The organism is Roseovarius lutimaris, from assembly GCF_900115165.1.
In the GTDB taxonomy this organism is placed as follows: Bacteria; Pseudomonadota; Alphaproteobacteria; order Rhodobacterales; family Rhodobacteraceae; genus Roseovarius; species Roseovarius lutimaris.
The window spans coordinates 16,188-41,599 of the sequence record NZ_FOVP01000021.1; the positions used below are offsets into that span (position 1 = coordinate 16,188).

Sequence of the window (25,412 nt, forward strand, 5' to 3'; positions counted from 1 at the left end):
AACTTAGCAGTGTTCCAAGAGGATACGCGCAAAAGGAGACGATACTATGACCAGTTCCTATACCGGTGGTTGTGACCACGTTAAGGTAAAAGCAACATCAGAGCCGATCGATAACCACGTCTGTCATTGCAATGTCTGTAAAGGTGTGACCGGGCAACAAACCACCCATGTGGCCTTTTTCAAACACGACGACCTGTCGGTTGACCACCCTGAAAAAATGAACAGGCAGCCGTTTAACAAGGACAATCCGGACGGCCCGCTCGAACTTTGCACCTGTGCTGATTGCGGGGCTGCGCTGATGCTTGATGATAAGCAAAAGCGGATCCGCGTCGCGGTGCCCAACGTGATGGGCTATGAAGAAGCCTCATTCCCGGAAGCCACTTATCACGCCTTCTACGACACATCGAAAGGCTACGCCAAGCCAACGGACGGTCGGCCGGTTTATGACAGCCTGCGTCCAGAGTTTGTTTGGCCCGAACCTGCCTAAGTAGCGGGCTTCCTTGCGACGAAATCGGGGATCAACAGAAAGCAAACATTCCGCAGCAAGAAGCGCGGGATGATTGCCGGATGCTGGACCCCGGTTCCAACCCTGATGATATTGGCGTCCTCGGCAAGCTTAAATGACCACTTTAGCTGATAAGATCATCGGGGGCGCCGTATCTCCCGTTATGATATTGTCCTGATGGGAGACAGTTTCATGGGTTTCTGATACCGAACGTCTCAATCCTGAGGCTCTGCGAGGCTTTGATTATCGGCGAGCTTTACCTGAGCAAAAATGGCGCTGTTCGACTGTCCTTCGACGCTGCAACTTTCGCAGGAGAGCCTTGTGCAACAACAGCACCCCCTTCGTCGCCTGCGCCGGGGCCAATGTCGATAATCCAATCGCTGCTTCTGGCCACCAGCATATTGTGCTCAACCATGATGACGGAGTTGCCTGCGTCAACTAAGCCATTCAATTGTTTCATAAGCAATGTCACATCTGCGGGATGCAGGCCGGTTGTTGGCTCATCCAGAATATAGAGGGTGCCACTACGCCCGGCGCGCTGCAGCTCCGTTGCGAGCTTAATCCTTTGTGCTTCGCCGCCCGAAAGCTCGGTTGCCGGCTGACCTAACCGCAGATACCCCAGACCAACCTGCAGCAACGCCTCAATGGCGCGTAGAACCGGAGGTTCTTCGGAGAAAAAGTCGTGTGCCATCTCGACCGTCAGGTTCAGGACTTCGGCAACGTTTTTGTCGCGGTAGGTAATCTCCAGCGTCTTCGCATTGTAGCGCTGCCCCTGACACACTGGACATGGCGCGTAGACGCTGGGGAGGAATAGCAGTTCCACGCTGACAAATCCCGCTCCGCCACAATTCGGACAGCGGCCTTTTGCGACATTGAACGAAAAACGTCCTGCATCGTAGCGGCGCGCTTTTGCTTCTCGCGTCGCCGCGAACAATCTGCGAACATGGTCAAACAACCCCGTGTATGTGGCAAGGTTGGAGCGTGGCGTGCGGCCAATTGGTTTTTGGTCGACGGTGACAAGCCGCCGAACATGTTGCATGCCGTCCAAAATCTTACCTTCGGTAGCTGCCTCCAGCTCCTGCTCCAGCAGCCCAGCCTCATCACTGGGGTTTTCGATGTGCTTTTCTTGCCCCAAAGCTTCGCCGACGAGCTCGACGAGGGCTTGGCTCACAAGGCTCGATTTTCCCGAACCCGATACACCGGTGACTGTTGTTAAGATGCCTAAGGGAAACTCGACATCCAGCCCCCGGAGATTGTTGCGTTCGACCCCTGCCAGCTTTAGCCAGGCTGTAGGATGCCGCGGCATCCGATCTGCAGAGGCATCTGGCGAAAACAGATAGCGCCCAGTATGTGACGCCTTCACGTCGCGTAGGCCCTCTATCGGGCCATTGTAGACGACTTCGCCACCATGAGTGCCAGCATCGGGTCCGATCTCCACAATCCAGTCGGCATGACGAATGACGCTGTCATCGTGTTCGACAACAAAGAGCGAGTTGCCAGCGCCTTTGAGCTCGTCCAGCGCGCCCAGCAATGCTTGCGTATCAGCCGGATGCAGCCCAGCCGACGGCTCATCCAGAACATAGATCACTCCGAAAAGTTGCGAGCGTATCTGCGTCGCCAAGCGCAGGCGTTGCAATTCGCCTGGAGACAAAGTTGGCGTACTCCGCTCAAGTGACAGATAGCCCAGACCAAGGGTGGTAAGCGCTTCGACTCGGGCCAGAATGTCAGTGGTAATTCGGTGCGCCACAATCGCCTTTTCCGGGTGCGGGTCATGCGCCATCGTTTCCGCAATGGCAGCCTCGCGCAGCCGTGCAGCGAGCTCACTCAGCGTGAGTTGCGACAATTCTCCGATATCCAGCCCCGCAAATTTCACCGACAGTGACTCGCGCTTTAGCTTTTTGCCTTCACAATCCGGGCACTCGGTAATCCGCATGAACTGCGAGACCCGTTTTTTCGTGCGATGGCTCTGGGTCGTTGCAAACGAATGCAGTACGTAGCGCTGTGCACTCGTGAAGGTCCCCATGTAACTGGGCGACATATTGCGCCTTCGTGCGGTGCGCGCCTCTTCAGGACTGAAGCCGGCAAAGACAGGCTCTACGGGTTGCTCATCGGTGAACAATATCCAGTCACGAGTGTTCTGCGGAAGGTCTTTCCACGGTATGTCAATGTCGTGGCCGAGCGAAACGAGGATGTCGCGCAGGTTTTGCCCGCCCCATGCGGGGGGCCATGCTGCAACTGCACGCTCGCGGATGGTTTTGGTATCATCGGGCACCAGCAACTTTTCAGTCACTTCGAACACGCGGCCAATGCCATGACAGCGGGGACAGGCACCATCCGGTGTGTTCGGCGAGAACGCGTCAGCATAAAGTATTGGCAGACCAGGCGGATATTCCCCTGCCCTTGAATACAACATCCGCAGGCCGTTGGATATTGTCGTGACGCTCCCGACTGAGGACCTTGCCGACGGCGCTCCACGCTGTTGTTGAAGGGCGACCGCTGGCGGAAGCCCATCAATCGCATCTACATCTGGCTCGCCGACCTGATCAATTAAACGCCGCGCATAGGGCGACACTGAGTCGAGAAAGCGGCGCTGCGATTCCGCAAACAGCGTTCCAAAGGCCAGCGAGGATTTTCCAGACCCGGAGATGCCCGTAAAAACAACAAGCGCATTGCGGGGCAGATCGACGTCAATATTTTTTAGATTGTGAACACGCGCGCCCCGCACCTGAATGCAGTGGTTAGGGTCGCACGGGACCTTGTGGGAGCTATCTTGGGTAATTTTTTTCACGCGTTTATCTAAGGCAACAGCACAGTTGAGCCGGTTGTCTTACGGCCTTCCAAATCCTGATGCGCCTTGACGGCATCCCCCAGCGCATAGGTCTGGTTGACCTCGATCTTGACCGCGCCCGAAATGACGACCTCGAACAGATCGGCCACATTGGCCTGTAAGGCTGCGTCGCTGGCGACATATGTATTGAGCGAGGGGCGTGTGAGGTAAAGCGACCCCTTAGCCGCCAAGACGCCTGTATCAAATCCTTTCACCGGCCCGGAGGCCGAGCCGAAGCTGACCAGCGTGCCAAAAGGGCTGAGACTATCAAGCGATGCATTAAGCGTGGCCTGGCCCACACCGTCATAGACAACTGGCACGCCCTTGCCTTCGGTCAGGTCACGGACCCGTTCTGCCACGTTTTCCTGCGTGTAATCGATTACCTCGTCGCACCCGAAAGACTTGGCCAGTGCCGCCTTCTCCGGTGTGCTTGTGGTACCGATAACCCGTACGCCGAGGTGCTTTGCCCATTGCACGGCGATCAGGCCAACGCCACCGGCCACAGCATGCCAGAGGATCGTATCGCCCGCTTTGACCTTATAGGTTTCGCGCAGCAGATATCGCGCAGTCATGCCCTTTAGCATCATGGCGGCGGCAATATTGTCTTTAATCGCGTCTGGTAGTTTTGAAAGCCTGTTGGCTGGCATGTTGCGTGCTTGAGAATAAGCCCCGATCGGCCCTGCACCGTAGGCAACTCTATCGCCCACTTTCAGCGAAGTTACGCCCGAGCCAACCGCTTCGACAACGCCCGCGGCCTCAGAGCCCAAACCGCTTGGCAAAGGCAATGGATAAGCACCGGAGCGATAATATGTATCAAGATAGTTCAATCCGATAGCGGTGTGGCGCAGGCGCACTTGACCTTGTTCCGGAGCATCAAGATTGATGTCTTCGTACTGCATGACTTCCGGACCACCGGGTTTTTGAAACTTGATCGCTTTCATTCTATTATCTTTCTCTTCGGTGGTTGTTGGCTAACTGTTAGGAAGCGGTATCACACTCTTAAAGAAGCCCAAGTCGTTAATCTGATGGGGGACTGAAGTTCGCAAACGTTCAACTCAACTAATAAGATCAACAGAAAACGCGCGAAATACTGTTGAAACCTCTGTGGCGATGGATGGTTTCTATTGCCTCAGGGCGGTCCCGCTCCAAGCGCGCCAGAATACGAGTTACGTCATTTAGCCGCCTAAGTGCACTATTGTCACCGGCGCGGGCCTGCAACGACAGTATTTTCGACTGAGCCTGTAGAGCGCGCTCAATGACATCCAGATCTTGCCCGCTGAAATTCAGCCTGTCCGTGGTCTTGAACATCTCACATCCTTTTTGAATCGTTAGCGGGCATGGGCGACGGTTAGTGGTTTTTTCGCTCTAAGCTCGACAGGTGATCAAGTTTTACCCTATTCCCGCAGGAGGATAATCCCTTCAATCAGTAAATTACTTTTACCGAGCCGTAAGAGTGGACCATTTGTGTATGTTAGAAACAGTGGTCTTTTTCCTTTCAAATTCGTGGTTGGAACAGTAAAGACGCTGCGTGATTTATCTTTTGTGGATTTGACCGTTGTCGATCCTGCCATCGCCATTTTCTCCTTCACCGAGAAGACCTTGGCGAAGAACATTTCCAATGAATTATTAGTATCCTTAACGAACGGTTCTCACTGGCAAGATCCGTGGGTACGCCAATGCCAAATGACATTTTTCGGAAGGTGCCCGGCAGACCGAAGTTCTGCGCGATGTCCGGCGGGGGAAAGCTACGATGCGGCATTTGACAGCTGAGCGGAGATCCGGTTCGAACTGCTGAGCGGTCATTGCTCGCTATGGAGTGTATGCCATCAAGGTCCGCATCGCGGGCATTTGACAAAAATATGCTGCACAATGTGCGAATGGCCGCTGTGGCGGGCTGCATTGCAGCATAAGATCAGCGATTGAAGGTCAGGTCTGGGCCGGGCGTGTCGCCGGTTTCGCCTACATATGGTTGGATGCCGCGCCGCATCCGATGGCGGCAGTGTGCCCAAAGCCGCCGCTGGCTGAAGTGTTAAATGCTGCGCAGGAGCTTCACCAGACGCACCACGCAGCGTTTATGGTTAGGCAAGACCGCGCTCAGTAAACCATGCCAATGTCGCATATGAGTGGTTCGAATTCCGGCTGAAAAGCTAACTTGCTCTTAGAGACCTCTTTGATTGGCCTGAAATGACATCTATCTCTCCTTCATCTTCCAATGCGGATGCGCACAAGTACGGTGTGCTCTTCGTATTTGCTGCGGGTGTGCTGTGGTCAACCGTCGGCCTTGGCATTCGCTTGATCGAAGATGCTGTCGTGTGGCAGATATTGCTCTATCGGTCGATCAGCATGTCGCTGTTTTTATACGTGCTAATTAGGGTGCGCTCTGACGAAAGCCCCTTCGTTCAAATCCGCCGCATCGGTACCCCTGCCATCATCGCGGGGCTTTCACTGGTCGCGGCCTATTCCGGGGGTATCTACGCGATCCAGAACACTTCGGTCGCAAATGCCATGCTTCTGTTTGCGACCGCACCGTTTATGGCTGCAGTACTCGGATGGATCGTGTTGCGAGAACCAGTCCGCGCTGCAACCTGGATAGCGATCGCCGTCGCAATCGGCGGGATTGGGATCATGGTCGCCGACAAGTCCGGAGGCGTCGCCCTGAAAGGCAGCCTTGCCGCGCTTGGATCGGCATTCGGTTTTGCTGTCTTCACCGTGGCGCTACGATGGGGGCGGACAGGAGAAATGCTGCCCGCGGTGTTCCTGTCGGGACTCTTTGCGATCATCATCACTTCGGCCATTTGCTTGGGCCTTGGGCTCTCCGTCGTGCTGAGCCCCAGTGATGGCGGCATTGCAATGGGCATGGGGGTATTCCAGGTCGGCGCCGGACTTATCCTCTATACACTGGGCTCGCGCAGCTTACCCGCTGCGGAACTTGCTCTGCTGTCACTGGCCGAAGTGCTGCTTGGCCCACTCTGGGTCTGGCTGTTTCTGGGGGAAACTGCGTCCGTAAACACCCTGATCGGCGGTGCAGTTCTGCTCGCAGCGATTGCGGGTAATGCGCTGTCGGGCAAGCGAAGAAAACCACCGCCCATCACTGCACCTTGAAGTAGGAAACACGGCACATACCGGACACTGTGTGAGCGGCTCAATGCTGCATCGCAGCTTCCCGAAAGCTGCCGTTCGTACCGGCTGCTGCATCTTGAAGAGACCACATGGCCGCTCAGCGCCGTATGTGTCCTGAAGCATTCCCTCAAAACTGAGATAGAAGGGGCTGTCTGCCCCCGCGCCCTGCAGGGCGCTCCCCCGAGGATTTTTAGGGGAAGATGAAGGAGAACGATTTTAAGGGTAGATTGGCGGACAACACCCTATCGGTGTGCGGGATGGGTACATAATATTATTGTATTATAGACAATATTGTAATATCGCACGGAACTGCGGACCTAGCAGGGATGCGACGGTGCGTGGAAGGTGAAAAAAACTCCGGTTGGATTTACCGAAAGGGCCGGGACCGCAAGGTTTCGGTCCTTTTTCTTTGAGAGGACGCAAATGAAATTCGTTTTGATATTCACGACACATGGGCGAAGATCGTTACCCTCCGGGCAGATCGGGCCTGCCCTGGGCGGGGATGCAGCGAAGGAAATGGCGCGGCTCTGTAAGAGACGTTGAATGACTATCGCAACACCGGGCGCAGGGTGGGGCTGTTCTGGGTGTAAGCCGTCCTATGCCGGCTGAAACCTAGAGCTGGTCGCACGCTTGCGTGCGACGCCCCAAAAATTTCACTATAAGGGTGAAAAACGGGGCCCAAACAATGTGCAATCTTTACTCCAACACCATCCCGCAAGAAACGATGCGAAGGCTATTTGACGTAAAACCCGAGAATGATCAGCTCGGAAATGCGCAACCTCTGCCAGCAATTTTTCCAAAAGGGGCCGCTCCAATTATCACTCTCGACGCTGGTGGTGAGCGACGCTTGGAAATGTCTCACTGGGGTTTCGTGCTGCCGCAAAAATCCAAAGTGACGGGAGAACCAATCCAGCCCAAGGCCGTGAACAATGCGCGTGACGACAAGCTGCTGACTTCGAGATTTTGGAAAACCAGCTTTGAAACGCGGCGTTGTCTCGTTCCTGCGACCAGTTTTTGTGAGGCCAAGGGAAAAAAACCGGCGACGTATTACTGGTTTGGGCTGAAAGGCGAAGACGCGCGACCGCCGTTTGTATTTGCCGGGGTTTGGCGGTTTTTCAAAGGCCAATACGGACAAGAAGAACGGTCGCTGGTGACATCCTCGATCATTACGACAAAGCCCAATGAACTGGTGCGCGACGTGCATCCAGACCGAATGCCCGTGATCCTGTCGCCTGAAAATCTCGAAGTTTGGCTTCACGGTTCGCCCGAAGAAGCCTTTTCGTTGATTACACCTTTTCCATCCGAGCAAATGACGATCCACAAGCACGGGGAAGCGCTCAAATCTGACGCTGGATAGCAAAACAATCATCTATTCTGCTCATCTTTGCGCTCGGCCAATGCTTTCAAGCTACCTACGAGATTCAGAGTTCCGTTGCGGGCTGCACTGGTCATGCCCCGAAGGTATCCGCCGGGGTTTTGAACACGGATTTCCGGTGTAAACCTGTTTGCATCCGTGATGATCAAGGCGAGAAGGGCGTCATTGTGACCCATCACTTCGCAAGCATCACGCCACGCCGTTTGATTTATGCCCAATTCGGGAAGCATCTGCACGGCTGCAGCAGAAACGTCATGCTCGGTGGGTTGTCGTCCGCAGGTCCTCGCGTCGATGTAGAGCTGCATGTCCGGTGATGCGAGGCCATAAAGGATCGGTCCTGATAGCTTTAATCGAATTTCGCCCTTGCTTGTCTCGCACGACTTTTCATCATCTTTTTCTCTGCAATGTTCAGGGCCGTTAGGCTCTGAACCAACAAATCCAGAGTGCGCGGGCTTGCCCGCGCTCCTTTTATCCACGCTTGCGTTACAGACAGGATTAAAGTCTTGGGTTGTATCTTGTATATAGGGGGTAGCACTGGTGCTGCACCCGTGTTGCATATTCTCTGTTTCATCAAGCAAAATGATGGTCTGCTGTGTGAGTAAGTCGGCCTCTGCGACGTGCTGACGAAGATCGTCCATGTCGATCCGCCTCAGTTGCCGTGCATCCGGCCACGCTTCGTATTCAGCTTCGATCTGCGACGTGTCGGCCCCAAGGTCGGCCAGGTCATTGATCGCGGCCTTTAGGTGGCCCTTGTGGATGCTGCGTGTGTTGCACAGGAGGTTGCGCTCTTTGTTTAGCGCGTCCTGTTGGTGCTGGTGCGCCAGCATGGCGGGGACCAGTGCGATTGCGCGCGAGAAGAACACACCGCACCCATCAAACCCTGACCTGCCGCCATGCGCCATTGTGCGTTTGTCGATCAGGCCCACGTCGGCAAGCCGCTTTTCGTGTCGGGCTATGCTGTAACGGGATTTGCTGCGTCTCGCGGCAATCTCGCCCTGCCTACGGTAGCAACAGGGTTCGCGGTCGGGCGACTTCCAGTCGCTTGGCCGGGGATCTTCGGCCATGCGGACGAAAGTGGAAATTTCCGCGTCAGTTAGATTGAACATCGTCGGTGCGACGTTCTCAAACAAACGGATGAAGCCGTCACGCTCCATGCCGTCTGGTAGGGTGGGAAACCCTTCGGTGTGGTGATCGTATCGCTCAATACGAGCTGCAATGCTGTGCATGTCTCTGTCCTTGCTCGGTTTAAGCAGGGCGGAAGCAGGCAATTCTTTATAGTTCGCACAAATGCGTTTTTTGTTGCCAGCTTTGGAAGGGGGTGATAAAACCGAGATCAACAGCTTTTTTGATCTGCTAAAGAATTGGCGTTCTTTGGTTTCAGAACCCCCCCGTTAGGTTTCCGCCTTGCGGGGGTTTCTACTTTCTAGGGCTGTTCTCTCCTTTCGATTCTCTTTTTTCCGACGCTCTCAGAATACAGGGTATTGGCCGTTCGGCTATAGTACCTACTGTATGATGCGCCTTGGTCTAACTCTTGTGGCGTTTGGAAGGGTCAGACCAAGATGCAGATGTAGCGAGCGCACAAATGCGTTTTTTTTCTTGCTTGCCATGTGGGTGGGGTGTTAGAACCGGACTTGAAAACTCTTGTAGCCGCTTGGGACGCCAATCCCTTGGTTCTAAACCCCCCGTACAGGTTAACCCCTCTGCGGGGGTTTCTCGTTGTACGGCGGGAACTGCTCCTCTGCCTGTTGATTCTTATTATTTGTGAAGACAGGCATACAACGTCTGGATGCCTGTCGCAATTATAGTATCGTTCGTTCGGCGTCATACTACGCCTAGTAGTTGACCTGCTCGAAGCCGTAGTTGCCTTCATAATCCCGCCATTCCACGAAAACAGAGCGATGGAAAATTGACGGGCAGTTGCTTGGATAGTTCTCAAGCCCCGTGTGCGCTGCAGGAAGTGAGCGATAGTCGCTTGATCCGGTCCAGCGAAAATCGCCCTGTGTCCCATAGGTCCCGACGCGCATGGAGAATGATCTGTTGCAATCGTCGTCGCGCCCGCTTTCGCGCTGGCTTGCATAAGTGACGTTGTAGACCCGGATGGACCTCACAAAGTTGAACTCTTGCCCGCTAATGTCGATGTCAGCGCCGCCCCCGTCTTGAACAAGTTGCAATGCGTAGCCTTCTGGGAGAGGGGCCCCAGTCCCGCCACTGCGTCGAACAACGGCGGGCTGTGGCTCAAGCGCGAAATCCGTGAGTGGTGCGCTTGGGTACGACTGCTGTGGTGCCACATCGTCCAACTCTAGGAGAATGTCGTAGATCCGGCCGGCAGTCAGGGTTTCAGGATCAACAGTGTAGGCCGCGCCCATCGGACAGCGCCAGATTTGCAACGGGGGTTCAACAGGCCAAGGTGTGATCCTGCGGATGAACTCGGCGCGGGCGCGAGCGCATGGGACAGATGCGGGCCAGCCTCCCGATAAGCATAACAAAATTGCGCAATCAATCTGATAGGTCTGGGCTTGCGCGCGTTCGGGTGCTGCTGCGATGCCGACTACGGCGGTTGCCAGTGCCAGTGCGCTTGTGCGGAGAATGTTCTTCATGATGTTCCCCTTTCTAAGTAACATATTATAACGGCGTGAGACGGTTATAATATTGTTTAATCGAAAGAAGGGACCTAAATCAAGTGATTGTCGTATCCAACGGATTTCGCTGGAGGCGGGATGATGGTAGCAAGCCAACAATCTAAAGTTGCCGGGAGACATGATGATGGGCGAGGCCAAAAGACGCAAAAACGGAAACGAGGCAAAATTCCGTCGCTTAGATCAGCAATTGACTGGCGCAGGTGTGAATACTGATCAATTCGGATTTTGTGACGGCGAAGCATTCTTAGCTGCCGAGCAAAGAGATCCTTCGCTTTTAGAGACATACGCGCAGTGGGTGATGCTTCGGCCCCGTGATCGAGAATATGATGCTCATGTAAGAGAGACTGTCCCCAAACTTGCTCAGCTGGTGGCAACCGTCCTGGAAGAAGATACGTTGGAAGGATCATGCGAAATGGCATGCTCACTCTTAACAAAAAGTCTGGACCGACTTGGCGTTTGGTCCGTTGGTTTGGTTGGCAGTTCAACATTCGAGGTCAAAGATCAGGATATTTGGCGCGGTTTGCATACTGTCGATCGGGCAGACTTTCCCGGTGCCAGACTTGGCCACACATGGGTTTGTGCGCCACCCTTCGTGGTCGTTGATGCGTCGATTAAAAGACAGCGTTGGGCTGGTGACGATATTTATCCGTATGTTCCGTCGATCATCCTCGATGACTGGGGACGAATGACCAAACCAACGCCAAAGGATGTGATCAGTGCCGAAATTCGAGCCGAGATGATGGTTGCGCGAGGAGCCATTCCAAATGGGGTGATTTACCAACTTGAACCCAACTTGAAAAAGTTCAGTGAGACCTTTCCCGCGACGGAAATTGTCATTGATCGTTTGACGGCGCGGTACATTCCGACTGCTGCAAATTTATCTGACGGTACATTGGAGGAAATCAATAGCGCCGGAGAAATTGGGCGGGTCGGTCGAGAGATTTGGAGTGACGTGATAGCACCTGCCTTCAATGCAGACACAATCTGGCCACCACGTTGACGCGACCTTTATGCTTTTGAAGACAGCGGACTTTGGAAAAAGGCGATGATCTGTCGGATGACGTTTTCTCTGACTTCAGGAAGCTCAAGGAACAGCTCGTGCTTGGCGTTCAAAACTTGCTCAAGATGGCCCTTCGGCCAGTTCGCCATTCTTGATCGAATAGAACCGACCCTAACAGTTTCTTCTTGATTGCCGCAGAATGTTAGGCAGGGAATGTCAGGCGACGGCAATTTGTCTAGCGCGGCACACTCCTTTAGCGCCGCGTAAAGCCAGCCCATACTTGGGCCGCCGGTGTGAAGGTCAGGACACTTGGTTCCTTGCATGATCCATCTGTCATACTCGGGTTTGCTGTTTGTTAGCGTGTTGTCGCCGAAGTCGTGGCGAAAAACATAGCTTTTGTCGTTGAAACCGGGCGCGTACATTTGACCCTTACCAATGGCTTGCAATCCCCATGTGAGGGGCCAGGCGGCTATGCGTTCATACGGTGCCATATATATGCCGAACATCGGTGCAGAGAACGCTGCAGCTTCAATCGCAAGACCGTCCATGAGTGATCGCAGGGCAATACAAGCGCCCATCGAATGTCCAACCAAGTACAGAGGCCTTGGCAATTGCAACTCGTCTACGCATGTCATGAGTGCTTGAACATCAAGCTGGTATTCGGAAAACGAATTGACGTGGCCCATTTTGGGATTGGGTGCAATTCGATCTGAAAGCCCATGACCCCTCCAGTCGATGACAACGGCATTATATCCTGCGTCCACGAACGCCGCGACGGGGTGTCCGTAGAGTTCGATGTAGTCACCGCGACCTGGGAAAAAGAGAACCGTTCCCAGACATTCTTTGGTAGTCTGCCAGACACCAACCCGGAGTTTTACCCCATCGGTGGCCGTCACCATAAAGCCGTCGACAGCTTCTGGTGCTGTCGAAATGTCGGAGTGAATTTGTGCTGGTTCCATCATGTTCCCTTCCCCTCCGGTACGGTTTTATGCGGCTCAAACCGCCAGAAAAGGCTTGCGACCGCAACTGTAACACTAACTCCGAGAAGGAGAGAAAAGCCATAGAATTGACCAATGGTGATGTACCCCATGGACAGTATAAGAACTACGGCACCCATACGGAACCACGTTCGCATCGCGCGGCTCTCTTCTTGTGCAAACAGGACGGTATTATCGATCCCGGTTTTCACCTGCACTAGGCACGCTGCAAAAACGAAACACAGAAGAAACAATAGCAAAAAGCTGGTGAAGAATGGCGACGGGCTACCATTGATCCAAAGCCACCTATCGTTGCTATAGCCCAGAAAAATCAAAGCATCATTCCACAACCATGCTGTGATACCTTCCGCATCTGAAACGAGATAGGCGGCATTCATCTTGATGCAAAGCGCCACAAGGATCCCCAGTACCGTGCATCGGAACACCGTCTGCATTATCTTGAGGCCAATGCTGAATGCATGACCGTTGTACAAGGGTATGTGGCTATCGTCTTTTTCACTGCAAATCGCTGCGTAGTCGCCCGACACGGTGAACAGAAAAAGCGATGCCGAGAACAAAAACCAGTAGATCATGCCTGAGTAGAGAAACCCCAAGAATGATACAAATATTGCTGCGTTGTTGGACAAAACATCAGGTCTGACAAGAGCTATAAGCATCCAGTCGATCATTGGCACGTTGGGGTCGTCAGCTTGTAGCGGCAACAAGTAAACGCCTGCCCATTGAACGATGAAAATCAGGAAGAAGCATATCAAAAAAATAGCCCAAAACGACGACGTGAACGAACGCACCTTTGCATACCAATTTTCTTCATATTTGATCCGCCCGTAGTCGAGCAGTCTTCCACGGTCGGATTCCTTCCAAGCATTGATGAGTGACCCACACAGGATCAGAAGAATCGGGAGAAAAATTGGTTCGCCAAGATTCCACCCTGGGGACCAAATGAAGCCAACTTGTTTTTCGATACCTTCGCTAGGGGAGTATGTGACGCTGTGAACGCCAAGGATTATCGTAAGAAACCACAAGATGCCCAGGCCGCCCCAGATTGCAATTGGCATGATCAGGTGATTTGGCCCGCTGAACATTTGTTCGCATCGTAGAGCTAAACTGATCCCGCTAACGGTGGGCTTTTTATCAGGTACGGGAGGCGACGCCACAAACGTATAGCTAGGGAGAAATGTGTTCTCTAGCGATATGTCATAGTCAACCGCGTGCTGTGCCTGCATAGGGCCGGAACTGCCAACATCGCTTTTTTTGGCTCGGCGCTCTGCGGTAAGCCGATCTTTCGACGCTCGGATTTCCGCTGCCCATCTACTTGTTTCCTCGGGGTCGTCACATCCGAAAATGCGAGCGAGCCAGCGAATATTTTCAGTGCCTATCCCGTTGTCATTCGCTTGGAACCAAACCTGTACGGAACGAAGGTCGATGCCTTTGGTGTTGCCATCCAACTCACAGATTGCTTGCGTCAAGGTTTCGGCCGTCCACGGACCGTCAGCAAAACCTTTGCTGTCAACAGATCGTCCGGCACCTTCAGCGGCGAGCCGGGCAATTAGCACCTTAAAGTTGTCATCGCTTTGCTGCGGAGCAACAAAATATTTACCGTTTTTTTTCAAATTGTTAGTGGCTCCATGTTTCGTTCTTTTTCGTTACTTCGCGTTCTTTATCGTGCGTCTGCAGAAAATGTAAGTTCAACTAGTGCGGGTAGGTTCTGCTGCCAGAAGCAGAAGCCAGTTTCTAGGCATGTCTCAGCCATAACCTTAGGGGGATTTTTCATGACAACTGCTGCAACTTCATCAATCAAATCGGATGCACTTTCGATGCCAGCTACAACAAAAACCACACGCAAGGAGTCGAAACAGCGTAGAACCGCCGAGCCTATCAAGTTCATCCTCGATAGCGATACGCGAGATGTCGTAGGGTGGCTTTATAAGTGGAACACAGGAGCACTCGTTCCAATGTGGAAAGACGGAAAGCGCCAGAATGTAGTGTATGAATGATCCGACTTACCCTAGGTTTTGACACTCTCCCGCAAACGACTCCCTCTAGTCTGTCGCATTAAGAAATGTCAGTACTATTGACCTATTTAACATAACAATGATTATGCGAATCTTGCCTGTACGCGCAAAGCGATAATGTCTCACATTTGCAAAGTAGAAGTCGTATTGCTTGGTTTTGGCGATGTCGCGCGCAACCTGGCGGGCATCTTCGTGTTCCTCGCGGGTGATGGACCGGAAGTCCATGTTCGGGGCAGCAGCGTGACTTCGAGGGGCAGGCTTGGCAGGAACAAGCGTGCATAAGTCTTGACTTATATACGGAGCTCAAATTCTGGATCAAGCTGTGCCACGCGCTTCACGTAGTGCCCGACCGAACAAATAACTCGTTACCTTATTTCGTATCTCTGGGTCAGTCAGAATAATGTCACGCATTTCCGCGTCGTTCTGGAACATGCGGATCATGCCCTGAAATGCAGCTTGATCATAAGCTGAGCGTACAACGTCCGGAGGATTGTTGCGTAGCATTTCTTGCATGTCATCATCAACGATCTGCGGATTTACAGCCTCAATTCTTGTCATCTGCGCTTCGGTAAATTGCGTTCCGTGACGGTCATTGAAGGACTTGATGATCTCGGACAGCTCCTTCTTCTCGTCGTCCGTGTAGGGCTTCGCGCCGAACTCGCTGATGGCGGCAAGGGCTTGCGTGTCACCAGGAGAAAGAGCTGCGTTACCCTGTTCTTTCTTATCCACCTTAAAGGCTTCCAAACGAATCATTTCCTCCGTGATCTCGATCTCAGGTGGAAGCTCACGGTTAGGCAACAAGCGCGAAAGCCAGCCACCATACGAGGCCAGTTTTTCTAGGCTAGTGTCCTCCAGTGAGATGACCTGAGCAATGAAAGCATAGAAGCGGTTGAAGCTCTTCAGAAGCTGACGAAACTCCTCTTGCCGCCCTTCATCATCATCGGCCTCAAAGCGGGCAACAGCCTGCCGCACGAGGCCCTCAAGGCGAGGTCTGTCTGCGGTGCTAAGCGCTCCCCTAAAAAAGGTTTGGGCGAACCGCTCGATCTCGTCCTTGTCGAGATAGCCAAATTTGAAGAGCCGCCCTTCCAGATCATAAATCTGATTGGGGTCTGACATCGCCTCAACCGTAGTCGCTTCATAGAATGGCCTGAAGGCCGTCTGGATGTCCTCGATGGTGTTCTGGAAATCGAGAATGAAGGTGCGATCCTTCCCTGCCCGCGTCCGGTTTAGGCGGGAGAGCGTCTGCACCGCCTGAAGACCGGAAAGCTTTCGATCAACATACATGGCACACAGCTTAGGCTGGTCAAAGCCTGTCTGATATTTCTCGGCCACGATCAGAATGTGATAGGTATCTGGATAAGGTGTCCCATCTGGCTTGAAACCATCGAACCGGCCGGGGAGTTCAGTCTCGGCAAACCCGTTTAGATCGGCCTCGGTTGTAGGCTCCCCACTCACGTCAAGATCGCCTGAGAAGGCGACAAGCGCTTTCAAATCGGTGTAACCCTGCGCCTTAATGTAGGTCTGTACGCCAAAAAAATATTTGAGAGCATGTTCGCGGCTCTGGGAGATGATCATCGCCTTAGCTTGTCCGTTCAACTCATGCATGACGTGACGGCGGAAGTGCTCAACAATGATTTCGACCTTCTGGCCGATGGCTGTTGGATGTAGGCTGGCATATCGCGCGACTTTGCGCTGCCCTTTCCGTCCACTCAGCTCTGGGTCGTCTTCGATGGCCTTTTCAAGCTGATAGTAAGCCTTGTAGGTCATATAATTCTGAAGCACGTCGAGAATGAAGTTCTCCTCGATAGCTTGGCGCATGGAATAAAGATGGAACGGGTGAGGAAGCCCGTCTTCACCCGTCACGCCGAAGCGCTCCAAGGTGACGTTGCGAGGTGTGGCTGTGAACGCGAAGAAGCTGATATTTGCCTGCGGGCCACGCGCCTTTTGATATTCGGCAATCAGATCCTCAATGTCGTCACTCGAATTGACGTCGCGCGTCAGGGCGTCGGTCATTGCTTGAGCGCTTTTGCCTGATTGGCTGGAATGCGCCTCGTCCACGATGACCGCAAAGGTGCGGTTCCCCTGCCCAGAGAGCTCTTTCAAGTGATCTGTCGAGAACTTCTGGATCGTCGTGACGATGATCCGCGCCCCCTTGGCGATTGCGTCCTTCAGTTGGCGGGATGTGCCGTCGATCTTCTTGACGACGCCGGTCGTCTGCTCGAACTGCGTAACTGTTCCTTGGAGCTGCCTGTCTAGCACAACGCGGTCGGTCACAATGATCGCCGTGTTGAATACCTGTTTGTCAGCGTCGTCATGTAAGTTGATCGCATGGTGTGCCAGCCAGCCGATGGTGTTGGATTTCCCTGAGCCAGCCGAATGCTGGATCAGGTAATTGGAGCCGGTGCCGTGGGTTCTGGCGTGCGCCATGATTTTGCGCACTGCGTCGAGCTGCTGAAAGCGCGGGAAGATCATCACCTCGTTCTTGCCCGTTACTTCCATCACCATGAACTGCCCGATGACATCGAGCAGCACGGAACGGGAAAAGATCGCCTCGCCCCATGCGCCCGATTTGTAGAGATAAGCAATGCGGTGTTCATCCTCGACATCGGGATTTCCTGCGCCACCTTCGCGGCCTCGGTTGAACGGCAGGAAGCGAGTCTTCTCGTTCATCAGCCGCGTGGTCATAGAGGCGTTGTCTTCATCGAGCGCGAAGTGAACGAGCGCGCCCCGCTTGAAGGTGAGAAGTGGCTCGCCCGCTGGAGAACGGTCATCGCGATACTGCTTCTCAGCGTTGCGGAATGTCGATCCGGTCAGGAGGTTCTTCGCTTCGATGGTAACAACAGGCAGGCCGTTGACGAAAAGCACCACGTCAAGGCGACCGCCGTGCTTTTGGCTGTATTCGACCTCATCCATCACTGACAGGATGTTGGCCTGATATTCGGCCACACGTTTCGGCTCCAAAGCGCTCGCGGGACGGAAGTAGCAAAGGCTGAGCGCAATGCCAGGGACGATCTTGATCCCCTTGCGCAACACATCGAGCAGGCCACGATCCTTTAGCGCCTTGTCGAGCTGCTTGAAGAACACGTCTTCAGCCGAGGCTGTGTAGTGTTGGGAGAGCTTCTCCCAAGCCTCGGATTGTGTGTCCCGCACAAAGCGAAGGACAAGAGCCTTATCCATCGCCAGGGCACGATCATAGTCCGTCTTCGGATCACGGCGCTCGTAGCCCTCACCGCGCACAAGCTCGGCGATGAGATGATCCTGAAGGACTTTTTCCTTGTGTATGCTGTGCGGGGAAATCGTCATGACGCGACTCTCCCCTGCTGCGCACCCGTGAAGGCGGTCAGGTAGTCGCGAAGGGTGCACATCGCCTCGTGGAAGAAGCGCACATCAGTGGCGAGATAATCTCTTGCCTTGGTGCCGACGCCGCCATAGCGAAGTCTGGTCGATCCTGGGTCGATGTCGTTGATCTCCTGCAAACGCTTCTGAGCCCAAGTGTCCAGCCCTGTGACCTTGTTCATGAGCCCATGAAGGCTGTGTCCACGGTCGATCTTCTCGCCGGTCTGCGCCTCGATGATCTGCTTCAGCTTCACCTCGAAGGCGTGGCGAAACAGATAGATGATCGGGAACTGTGCAACGAAATCTTCGATGTCGTTGTTGTAAACCTGCTTGATCAGTGCCTCGCTGCACCGAAAGTAGTTATCTGAAATATCTCCCAAATTATTCTCCTCCAAAATGTCCATGTCCCCGAAGGAAAAACACTTCGGAAGGCTCCACTCGTTAAATCTCTGAAATTCTGTATCTGGCACCCAGAACAAAGGGTGATGACGGGGGTCTCTTTCGGTCATGGCATCGCCTCGGCTGCTTCAAATTGTTCAGCCGCTGATTGCAGGTCCCCCTCCTGCTCGTATGCTGCCATCGTTTCGCAAAACAAGGTTGCAAGTGCACAACCGAGACGATTCATGTCAGCACGCCTCAATCGAAGCCGCCTTCCAGCTACCGGAACAATCTGACCTGTCAGAAATCCATTCTCGTTCAATGGCCTGATCTGGCGACCGTCACCATGAGCAACTGAGTTGCGAATGCTGGTGAAAAAATCAAATGCCGTCATCTCGGGTAACTCTTGCACCAACCAAGGTGCGTCAATGATCCGCGCCGCCTGTAAGGCAATGCCTACTTCTCGTGCCTGCACATCATCGGGGCCATTCTGATTGGCCGGTGTGCGCGCACGCTGAACAACCCAGCAAACGATGGTGGTGAAAAGCGCATAAGATTCCGTCGCCTTGTAGTCTTCCTTTGTGCTCGTCAGCATTTCGGCAAGTCGGCGAACGGTTTCGTACTCGGCTGCGTGTTCCTGTATCTGCCCCATTAATTCGCCCCCCCTGTCATCGGTGCCCAAATCTGCTTCAGAGGCAGCTTGGCGCGGGTTTCGTCGGAGAGCTCGCCATAGGTGCGGAAAAGCGCCTTCAGTAGATCGGGCATCTGCCAGAGGCGGAGCTTGAAGAAGTTGCTGTCCAGCTCCTTCTGGGCAACGGCGTTCACACCGCCGATGCTGACCAGAAGCCCCGTCTGGGCTTGGCTGTTCGAGACTGAGCCGATCAGGCGCAACACCACGTCATGGTTCGCCACGCCATCACCGGACTTCACCTGCACGCAAATGCGATCCTCGCCAAGGCCAAGCGTGCCGCCTGCGGCCAGAATATCGACGCCGCCATCGGCACCTGGCGGGGAAACCTTGGTGGTGTAGCCCTCAACCCGCATGATCTCAGCCACCAGATCGGCCAGGGCATGACCTGCGAACTCAGACTTGATCAACGAGATAATCTGCTGATGCGCAATGTCCTCGATGTCGGTCTGGTAGTCTTCCGCCTCAACGTCATCATCCTCTGCCCCGTTCACGGGCAGGGGCTTAGGTGCCTGCCCCTGCTTGCCCAAGAGCGCACCAGGATCGGTGCCAGTCTCAAGGACGGCCTGCACGCGCTCAAGGGCGGAATTGCGCTTGATCTGGCAGATGGTCATGAACGCACCGAAGGAATGGCGCAGGTCCTGCTTGAAGGTGTCGCGAGGCAGCGACTCTTCCTTCCATTCTACGGTGCGCGAGTGTTTGAAGTCGCTCACGCCGTCGAATTGGTAGTCGCCCGTCACGATCCCGATGGCCACGCCGTTCGTGACCTTGCGCGGCATCACCACGATGTCGCCGACCTCGATCCGGTTCACAAATTGGTTGAGCTGAGCAGCGAAGTTGCGCAGGCGGTTCTTGCCTTGATCGGGCATGACCTCTTGGAGCTGCACCAACACCGCATCACGATCCGCGCAGGCGCTCAGATCGCTAACTTCCAGAAAACCGGGGAACAGCTTGCTCTGGTCGATAGCTGCAAGCTCCCGCTCCCCATGTGCCCCTGCCCTGACGATCCATAACCTGGTCATGCCTGCATCGCCTCCTCGATCTCATCAAGACGGCGGTCGGTCTGCCCCTGCTTGTCCCAGGTCGCCACGTCGATCTGGCCGGTAACGGCTGCGGTGATCAGGGCAGAGCGAAACTCGCGCATCTGGATGATGGACTTCCTAACCTTGTCGGTGAGCCGCTCAAGAGCTTCCTGCTCAGTAAAAAAGCCTTTTATGTTTTCGTCTTGGACATCTAGTGCAGGCACCCAAAAACGATATCCGCCCAATGTCTCTCGGTTGATCTTGGGCATCGCGACCCGCATAGATTCGAGAGTGGCCCAATCCGTGAACTTTGCGGAGAGAAGTTGCATCAATAGAAACTGCGGGCGCAGTGATTTATTGGGCAGTATCGGATACATATCTGCACTACACATACCGGCAACCGGCGACACGCAAGCTTTGGCAAGGTTCGGGCGTATCTTGCTGTAAACAACCGTTCCAGCAGGGAACGCGTATTTCCCGCTGATTGCCCCCTGATCCTCAGCGGTCTCGATTGAGATGAGGCGACCAGTACGCGATTCAATGTGGTTCGGGGCGATCAAAGGTTTGTCTGCCCATTCAGGGGCAGTAGGATTGACTTGACCTTCAGTGACGCGGCAGACCCAACGGAATGGCACCAGCTCGCTCTGTGAAGGTTCATTCGGCGTGGTCAGCCGTTCCAGCTCCGAGAGTAGCCGTTCCTTCAGCACATTTGCCAACCGCTGCTTCTTCTCGATCAGTTGGTCGATGCGGGCGGTCTCGCGGTCGAGAAAATCCGCGATGGTTTTTTGGGTGTCGAGATCGGGCAACATCACCGGCACGTTGCGAAGTGCTTCGTGTTCCAAATCCCATTGGTTGACCCGAACTCCCTTTGAAATACGCCCGTAGAGCGCGATGTAAGGCTCGCTGCGCAGGAGGTAGTGCAAGAACTGATCGCATTCCGCGCTCAGCGGTTCATAGACATAGTACGCAGGGCTAACGATCCCTCGGTAGCGTGATATGGCAATTGACCCCTGCCATGCCTTCATCTTGTTGGTGACAAGCGACCCTTCCGTGACAAGCTGGTAGCCCGATAAATCATCAGACTCCTTATTGTGGTTGTCGTCTCGGGACGACTTGGGAATGACCCCGTAGTCACGATACACCGACAGCAATTCTTCGTCGGCATAGCCAGTGTGCTTCCGCCTGCGGAACAGCGACCATAATGGGCGGGTTTCCCAGCCTGGCGGCGTCCGTGAAGCAATGAACCCCTGAAGTTCGGTCATACGACAACCCTATTCAGAAGCCTTGAGATTTCGATTTCGTGGACCCTTAAATCTGTTTGCCCGTTAACCATCTTCACACCTTCCACGCCGCTCTGGTTCGCCAGTCCGCCGGAAAGCCCATGCTGGCAGGATCGGCGAGCGGGCAGCCGTCGATCAGCGCCACAAGGCGCTTTTTCCATTCATTGTCCGGCGCGATTAGAGCCAGGAGGTAGTCGAGCATCACCAGCGTGTTGTGCAGATAGCGTGGATCGGCATTCCGCATGGCGACAGGCAGCTTGGCCGGATACTGAGGAACGGTCATTTTCACGGTGAAGCGCTTGTTCCACAGCCTGCCATGGTGGGCGCAGATGTTTCGCACATGGCTGATGTGGTGCGCGAAAGACGTGACCACCTTTTCATCCAGCGCAAAGGGGGCTGCGATGGCCTTTCTCTCACTCCGCAGTTTCAGGTCGCTGTAGAATTTCGACAGCAGACCAAACGACATGACCTCAGCCGCCATCCAGACCGGTGGCAGCTTGGGCGAGGTGTATTTGTCGCGATAGTGGGTTGCGAATGTGTCGCGTGAGCGCGTGAATTCCTTTTGCAACTCGGCAACCGCAGACGCATGACGCCCGATATGCGCATAGTGGCCCTGATCGAGATAGCCATGGGCGCCATGGTTCATCGCCATGTGATGCGCCCATTGCGCCCGCAAGGCCACCTCGACCCGCTCGATGGCGTCCAGAACAAGCAAACGCAGTTCACGGTCGAAGATGTAGAGCGTCAGCACATCTTCGAATGTGGCCCCGTCACGGAATGCGTGATCGCCATTGTTCGTGGCCGGCACCTCGAAGGGCAGCCAGTAGGCCCTGAGCCGATAGTAGGAGATGAATCCGAGATAGTGCTGAGCAAGGGCATCATCCGCGACAGTCATGCCGCGGCGCTTGAGAAGCTCGATCTGATCCGGGACAGAAACGGCGGGTTTTTCAAACTTCATGCGGCACCTACATGCCGCAAAAGCGATACCCTGAAAACAAGTAACCCGCCGGGGTGCGCAGTGCGAAACCGAGGTTCCGTCCGAGGCGTGGCGGGTCTTGTTGAGACAATAGATAGGGCAGGATTCCTACCAAAGCAATAAGAAACCGACCGGTCCGCGCCAAAAATCATGCCGCCACCTCCTTTAGGAGTCCAGCTATCTCGGCCTCTAACGCCTTCAGTTCCGCGTCGATCTCTTCTAGCGGACGGGGTGGCACGTACTGATAGAAATAACGGTTAAAGTTGATCTCATAGCCGACCCGCCCGACCTGCTTGTCGCGGGCGTCAGTATGGCTTTGATCGACCCAAGCGTCTGGCACGAAGGGCAGAACCTCGCGCTCCATGTAGGCGCGCCAATCTTCGGACAGCGGTACAAGCTCGTGATCGCGCAAGTCAGTGTCGGGTTCGGGCTTGCCGTCCTTGCCCACACAGGTGTCAGCTTCGTCATCCCGTTCGGACAAAGCCGCCATGAGCGTTTTTTTGATAGGTGCGCCGATCTTGATCTGAGCTTTCTTCAACGCGCCGGTCAGAGCCTTGTCGAACTCTGCGCGGTTGGTGAAAAGCGTGTCGCCGATGGCCTTGAGCGCGAACCGGATTTCTGCCTGCTCGTCCTCTTCAAGCTTGGCGAAAGCTTTCTGATCGGACAGGCGATCAAGCCGTTCCGCATCGACCGAGAAATTCAGCTTCAATGGACGTTCGACACGGATTTCCCGATAGCCGAAGTCGGCTGTGTCGAAGATGCGGGAAACCTCACCCTCGCCGCTCTCACCGTTCAAAAAACCCGCATAGATGCGCACGATCTCGGCACGCGCCTCCTCAGGGATTTCACGGCGCTTGCTGCCCAGGGACTTGCGCATGGATTTCCAGAAGCGTTCGCCGCTCGCGTCGATAAGCTGAACCTTGCCCTGCCGGTTGGCGGGCTTGCGGTTGGTCAAGAGCCAGACATAGGTCTGGATACCGGTGTTGTAGAAGAGGTCGGTGGGTAGGGCGACGATGGCTTCAACCCAATCGTTCTCTAGCATCCAACGGCGGATTTCACTCTCGCCCGATCCTGCCCCGCCTGTGAAAAGCGGCGAGCCGTTCATGACGATGCCGATGCGCGATCCGATCTCATCGTCGCGCATCTTGGAAATCATGTGTTGAAGGAAGAGGAGCTGGCCGTCAGAGATACGGGGCGTCCCTGCCCCGAAGCGCCCGTCCATCCCCAAATTCTCGGCCTCGGATTTGATCGGGTCTTGGTATTTCTTCCAGTCCACGCCGTAAGGGGGATTGGAAAGCATGTAATGGAAACGCTTGCCCGCCTGGGCGTCTTGCGTAAGCGTGTTGCCAAAGGCGATCTGCTCGGGATCATGGCCTGTCACAAGCATGTCTGATTTACAGATGCCGAAGGACTCGCCGTTGAGCTCCTGGCCGAAGAGCTCGACGCGGATCGCGTCGTTGAAGTCCTTAAGCGCTTCTTCGGTCAAAGACAGCATGCCGCCCGTCCCACAAGCTGGGTCATAGACCTGACGGATGATGCCGCGCCCTGTGAGTTTATCGTCGTCATTTGCGATAAGAAGATCGACGATCAGACGGATTACTTCGCGCGGGGTGAAATGCTCCCCTGCGGTCTCGTTCGAGATTTCCGAAAAGCGGCGGATCAGCTCCTCGAAGAGGTAGCCCATCTCAAGGTTGCTGATCGTGTCGGGATGCAGGTCAATCTCAGCGAACCGCTCGAAGACGTTCCAGAGGATGCCACCGTCCTTCAAGCGCTTGAGCTGGTCGGTGAAAAGAAACTTATCCAGAAAAATGTCGCGAACGTTGGTCGAGAAATTGGTGATGTAGTCCACTAGGTTGTCATGAAGTTGGCGAGGGTCTTGGCCGCGCAGCTTGTCAAAGGTGAAGCGCGACAGGTTATAGACCTGAGCATTACCTCCAACCGCGCCGAAAAGGATCATGTCGCGCGTGGCTTCGTCCACCCCTGCGGGGAGAGTACTATTTGCGCTCAACACAGCGTCTTTAGAGCTCTCGAGAATGCAATCGAGGCGGCGTAGCACCACGAAAGGCAGGATCACTTTGCCATATTCAGATTGTTTGAAGTCGCCGCGCAATATCTCGGCGATGGACCAAACGAAGCCGCCGAGATTAGAGATATCGTCTTTTGCCATTGTGTGTTTCTGCCCCGTTTTCATTCTATAAATACTAACAGGGATTTAAAGAACTTATACCCTAGAAACGCTTCCCTACGATCTATCCACAAACAACAAAGCATGCTTGCATGCAAAGCGCATTGAATGAATGGTTATGCGTGAAGCCCGCCTTGATGACATACGACTGTCGCAAGACGTCCCGTCGTTTCTTGAGGTGCGGGAATGCAGGTCAAATCAAATCAACTGATAGCTGGCGCTTCAATTCGCCATTTGCTGAACGAAGCGCCCATATTCCTGACTGACCTCCTGCGCTTCCGTGAACGCCCTCGCCCGTTCACCCTCCATGCATCGAAAGTAGTCTTGAATATTTGTGATGTAGTGCTCGAAATCTTGTCGGATAAGGTCTTCATATTCACGCGTGGAGGCCGGATCGCTCGGTACAAATGGTCTGGAAGGTGCCAAACACGTCTCGGCTTGCGCCGAATGGGCCATAAAAACAAACCACATTATAACAGTGTATGTCTTTTTCTTCGACTTAGACATGATGCTTGTGCCCCTAAGATACTTGGAAAAATTCATCCTGCTGCTTAAAGGTAGTTTATAGAGAGACTTTCATCGAGTGACAATATTATAACTTGATGAGGATCTTATAAGATTGTATTGCGGTGGTACCTGAGAAGGGTGCCACTGCTGCTGACCATGGAGGTGACGCAGATCGTGGCGACAAACATAAACAAAGAAGCCCCTAATGTGGTCACAGAAACACATTTCAAGACCCTTGTTGACAGCGGTTATCAAGCAGAGGTTGTGTGCAAAACCAAAGCTACAAAGAAAGCTGCGGTTTGGTACGGCATCTGGATTATCCGCGTCGTCAACAAGGAACGCACTTACGAAAAGCTGCTCGTCCCAGCCCGCAAAAAGCTCGGCGACGACGACGAAATTGCAGTCCGTACCTTTAAGACAGCCAACGGCCTTATCTCGTTCCTCGAAAGCATGGGCTTCACACAAGTCAACATTCCGATGCTTGAAGGTGGTCGCACGCTGCACGCCCTGCCAGAAACGCCTATCGAGAGTAGCGACAGCTAGTCTTGCTGCTTTAACACTCGC

At 54.2% G+C, this 25,412-nt stretch carries 21 protein-coding genes; 6 read left to right on the plus strand and 15 right to left on the minus strand.

Features of this window, described 5'->3' with window-relative positions; all coding sequences use genetic code 11:
• Nucleotides 1-46 precede the first annotated feature (46 nt).
• Entirely contained in the window at nt 47-487 is a 441-nt protein-coding gene (locus BMZ91_RS17065; protein ID WP_092841456.1) for a GFA family protein, read from the plus strand.
• A 274-nt stretch (nt 488-761) separates the two neighbouring features.
• On the opposite strand, the gene uvrA is transcribed toward BMZ91_RS17065, so the two are convergent.
• The 3 genes from uvrA to BMZ91_RS17080 all read right to left on the minus strand — a co-directional run bounded on the left by uvrA (nt 762) and on the right by BMZ91_RS17080 (nt 4,640).
• Nucleotides 762-3,293 (minus strand): excinuclease ABC subunit UvrA, encoded by a 2,532-nt coding sequence (gene uvrA / locus BMZ91_RS17070; protein WP_045685357.1) that lies wholly within the window; start codon nt 3,291-3,293, stop codon nt 762-764.
• Between the two features lie 8 nt (nt 3,294-3,301).
• Entirely contained in the window at nt 3,302-4,273 is a 972-nt protein-coding gene (locus BMZ91_RS17075) for a quinone oxidoreductase family protein (protein ID WP_045685359.1), read from the minus strand.
• A 127-nt stretch (nt 4,274-4,400) separates the two neighbouring features.
• Nucleotides 4,401-4,640: a hypothetical protein gene (locus BMZ91_RS17080; RefSeq protein ID WP_045685362.1), complete on the minus strand. Its 240-nt coding sequence runs from the start codon at nt 4,638-4,640 to the stop codon at nt 4,401-4,403.
• 876 nt (nt 4,641-5,516) lie between these two features.
• Here BMZ91_RS17080 and BMZ91_RS17085 point away from each other — a divergent pair.
• Both BMZ91_RS17085 and BMZ91_RS17090 read left to right on the plus strand, forming a co-directional pair.
• Nucleotides 5,517-6,434 (plus strand): DMT family transporter, encoded by a 918-nt coding sequence (locus BMZ91_RS17085; RefSeq protein WP_092841458.1) that lies wholly within the window; start codon nt 5,517-5,519, stop codon nt 6,432-6,434.
• A gap of 703 nt (nt 6,435-7,137) precedes the next feature.
• Nucleotides 7,138-7,809: an SOS response-associated peptidase gene (locus BMZ91_RS17090; protein WP_092841460.1), complete on the plus strand. Its 672-nt coding sequence runs from the start codon at nt 7,138-7,140 to the stop codon at nt 7,807-7,809.
• Between the two features lie 8 nt (nt 7,810-7,817).
• Here the strand turns inward: BMZ91_RS17090 and repC are convergent, their stop codons facing one another.
• Nucleotides 7,818-9,053, minus strand: a complete 1,236-nt coding sequence (gene repC / locus BMZ91_RS17095) for a replication initiation protein RepC (RefSeq protein WP_092841462.1) — start codon at nt 9,051-9,053, stop codon at nt 7,818-7,820.
• Between the two features lie 606 nt (nt 9,054-9,659).
• On the minus strand, nt 9,660-10,424 hold the full coding sequence (locus BMZ91_RS17100; protein ID WP_092841535.1) for a hypothetical protein: 765 nt from the start codon (nt 10,422-10,424) through the stop codon (nt 9,660-9,662).
• Nucleotides 10,425-10,587: 163 nt separating this feature from the next.
• Between BMZ91_RS17100 and BMZ91_RS17105 the strand changes: the two genes are divergently transcribed.
• The gene (locus BMZ91_RS17105; protein WP_143076373.1) at nt 10,588-11,466 is read left to right on the plus strand and encodes a hypothetical protein; all 879 of its coding nucleotides are present in this window, start codon (nt 10,588-10,590) and stop codon (nt 11,464-11,466) included.
• An 8-nt stretch (nt 11,467-11,474) separates the two neighbouring features.
• Here BMZ91_RS17105 and BMZ91_RS17110 read toward each other — a convergent pair whose 3' ends face one another.
• Nucleotides 11,475-12,428, minus strand: a complete 954-nt coding sequence (locus BMZ91_RS17110; RefSeq protein WP_092841466.1) for an alpha/beta hydrolase — start codon at nt 12,426-12,428, stop codon at nt 11,475-11,477.
• Nucleotides 12,425-14,074, minus strand: a complete 1,650-nt coding sequence (locus tag BMZ91_RS17115; RefSeq protein WP_143076374.1) for an RcgA family putative transporter — start codon at nt 14,072-14,074, stop codon at nt 12,425-12,427. The genes BMZ91_RS17110 and BMZ91_RS17115 overlap by 4 nt, the downstream gene beginning before the upstream one ends.
• A gap of 159 nt (nt 14,075-14,233) precedes the next feature.
• Here BMZ91_RS17115 and BMZ91_RS21190 point away from each other — a divergent pair, with 159 nt between their 5' ends.
• Nucleotides 14,234-14,458: a hypothetical protein gene (locus tag BMZ91_RS21190; protein WP_143076375.1), complete on the plus strand. Its 225-nt coding sequence runs from the start codon at nt 14,234-14,236 to the stop codon at nt 14,456-14,458.
• A gap of 333 nt (nt 14,459-14,791) precedes the next feature.
• On the opposite strand, the gene BMZ91_RS17120 is transcribed toward BMZ91_RS21190, so the two are convergent.
• From BMZ91_RS17120 to BMZ91_RS17155, 8 genes are all read right to left on the minus strand, one after another.
• Nucleotides 14,792-17,779: a type I restriction endonuclease subunit R gene (locus BMZ91_RS17120; RefSeq protein ID WP_092841470.1), complete on the minus strand. Its 2,988-nt coding sequence runs from the start codon at nt 17,777-17,779 to the stop codon at nt 14,792-14,794.
• Nucleotides 17,776-18,321: a hypothetical protein gene (locus BMZ91_RS17125; protein WP_092841472.1), complete on the minus strand. Its 546-nt coding sequence runs from the start codon at nt 18,319-18,321 to the stop codon at nt 17,776-17,778. The genes BMZ91_RS17120 and BMZ91_RS17125 overlap by 4 nt, the downstream gene beginning before the upstream one ends.
• The gene (locus BMZ91_RS17130) at nt 18,318-18,842 is read right to left on the minus strand and encodes a hypothetical protein (protein ID WP_092841474.1); all 525 of its coding nucleotides are present in this window, start codon (nt 18,840-18,842) and stop codon (nt 18,318-18,320) included. Before BMZ91_RS17130 ends, BMZ91_RS17125 begins: the two co-directional genes overlap by 4 nt.
• Complete coding sequence (locus tag BMZ91_RS17135) at nt 18,842-19,900, minus strand: restriction endonuclease (RefSeq protein WP_092841476.1); 1,059 nt, start codon at nt 19,898-19,900, stop codon at nt 18,842-18,844. The genes BMZ91_RS17130 and BMZ91_RS17135 overlap by 1 nt, the downstream gene beginning before the upstream one ends.
• On the minus strand, nt 19,897-21,162 hold the full coding sequence (locus BMZ91_RS17140) for a restriction endonuclease subunit S (protein WP_092841478.1): 1,266 nt from the start codon (nt 21,160-21,162) through the stop codon (nt 19,897-19,899). Before BMZ91_RS17140 ends, BMZ91_RS17135 begins: the two co-directional genes overlap by 4 nt.
• A gap of 73 nt (nt 21,163-21,235) precedes the next feature.
• A complete protein-coding gene (locus tag BMZ91_RS17145) occupies nt 21,236-22,138 on the minus strand; it encodes an Abi family protein (protein ID WP_092841480.1) in 903 nt (300 codons plus the stop codon).
• 166 nt (nt 22,139-22,304) lie between these two features.
• Nucleotides 22,305-24,323 (minus strand): type I restriction-modification system subunit M, encoded by a 2,019-nt coding sequence (locus tag BMZ91_RS17150; protein WP_092841482.1) that lies wholly within the window; start codon nt 24,321-24,323, stop codon nt 22,305-22,307.
• 240 nt (nt 24,324-24,563) lie between these two features.
• Nucleotides 24,564-24,848: a hypothetical protein gene (locus BMZ91_RS17155; protein ID WP_425441596.1), complete on the minus strand. Its 285-nt coding sequence runs from the start codon at nt 24,846-24,848 to the stop codon at nt 24,564-24,566.
• Nucleotides 24,849-24,986: 138 nt separating this feature from the next.
• Between BMZ91_RS17155 and BMZ91_RS17160 the strand changes: the two genes are divergently transcribed.
• A complete protein-coding gene (locus BMZ91_RS17160; RefSeq protein WP_244915716.1) occupies nt 24,987-25,391 on the plus strand; it encodes a hypothetical protein in 405 nt (134 codons plus the stop codon).
• Nucleotides 25,392-25,412 lie beyond the last annotated feature (21 nt).

Excerpts from the sequence above, each read along its gene's own strand:
- BMZ91_RS17065 (WP_092841456.1), top strand. The coding sequence starts at position 47 with ATGACCAGTTCCTATACCGGTGGTTGTGACCACGTTAAGGTAAAAGCA.
- BMZ91_RS17075 (WP_045685359.1), bottom strand. The coding sequence starts at position 4,273 with ATGAAAGCGATCAAGTTTCAAAAACCCGGTGGTCCGGAAGTCATGCAG.
- BMZ91_RS17080 (WP_045685362.1), bottom strand. The coding sequence starts at position 4,640 with ATGTTCAAGACCACGGACAGGCTGAATTTCAGCGGGCAAGATCTGGAT.
- BMZ91_RS17085 (WP_092841458.1), top strand. The coding sequence starts at position 5,517 with ATGACATCTATCTCTCCTTCATCTTCCAATGCGGATGCGCACAAGTAC.
- BMZ91_RS17090 (WP_092841460.1), top strand. The coding sequence starts at position 7,138 with ATGTGCAATCTTTACTCCAACACCATCCCGCAAGAAACGATGCGAAGG.
- repC (WP_092841462.1), bottom strand. The coding sequence starts at position 9,053 with ATGCACAGCATTGCAGCTCGTATTGAGCGATACGATCACCACACCGAA.
- BMZ91_RS17100 (WP_092841535.1), bottom strand. The coding sequence starts at position 10,424 with ATGAAGAACATTCTCCGCACAAGCGCACTGGCACTGGCAACCGCCGTA.
- BMZ91_RS17105 (WP_143076373.1), top strand. The coding sequence starts at position 10,588 with ATGATGGGCGAGGCCAAAAGACGCAAAAACGGAAACGAGGCAAAATTC.
- BMZ91_RS17110 (WP_092841466.1), bottom strand. The coding sequence starts at position 12,428 with ATGATGGAACCAGCACAAATTCACTCCGACATTTCGACAGCACCAGAA.
- BMZ91_RS21190 (WP_143076375.1), top strand. The coding sequence starts at position 14,234 with ATGACAACTGCTGCAACTTCATCAATCAAATCGGATGCACTTTCGATG.
- BMZ91_RS17120 (WP_092841470.1), bottom strand. The coding sequence starts at position 17,779 with ATGACGATTTCCCCGCACAGCATACACAAGGAAAAAGTCCTTCAGGAT.
- BMZ91_RS17125 (WP_092841472.1), bottom strand. The coding sequence starts at position 18,321 with ATGACCGAAAGAGACCCCCGTCATCACCCTTTGTTCTGGGTGCCAGAT.
- BMZ91_RS17130 (WP_092841474.1), bottom strand. The coding sequence starts at position 18,842 with ATGGGGCAGATACAGGAACACGCAGCCGAGTACGAAACCGTTCGCCGA.
- BMZ91_RS17135 (WP_092841476.1), bottom strand. The coding sequence starts at position 19,900 with ATGACCAGGTTATGGATCGTCAGGGCAGGGGCACATGGGGAGCGGGAG.
- BMZ91_RS17140 (WP_092841478.1), bottom strand. The coding sequence starts at position 21,162 with ATGACCGAACTTCAGGGGTTCATTGCTTCACGGACGCCGCCAGGCTGG.
- BMZ91_RS17145 (WP_092841480.1), bottom strand. The coding sequence starts at position 22,138 with ATGAAGTTTGAAAAACCCGCCGTTTCTGTCCCGGATCAGATCGAGCTT.
- BMZ91_RS17150 (WP_092841482.1), bottom strand. The coding sequence starts at position 24,323 with ATGGCAAAAGACGATATCTCTAATCTCGGCGGCTTCGTTTGGTCCATC.
- BMZ91_RS17155 (WP_425441596.1), bottom strand. The coding sequence starts at position 24,848 with ATGTCTAAGTCGAAGAAAAAGACATACACTGTTATAATGTGGTTTGTT.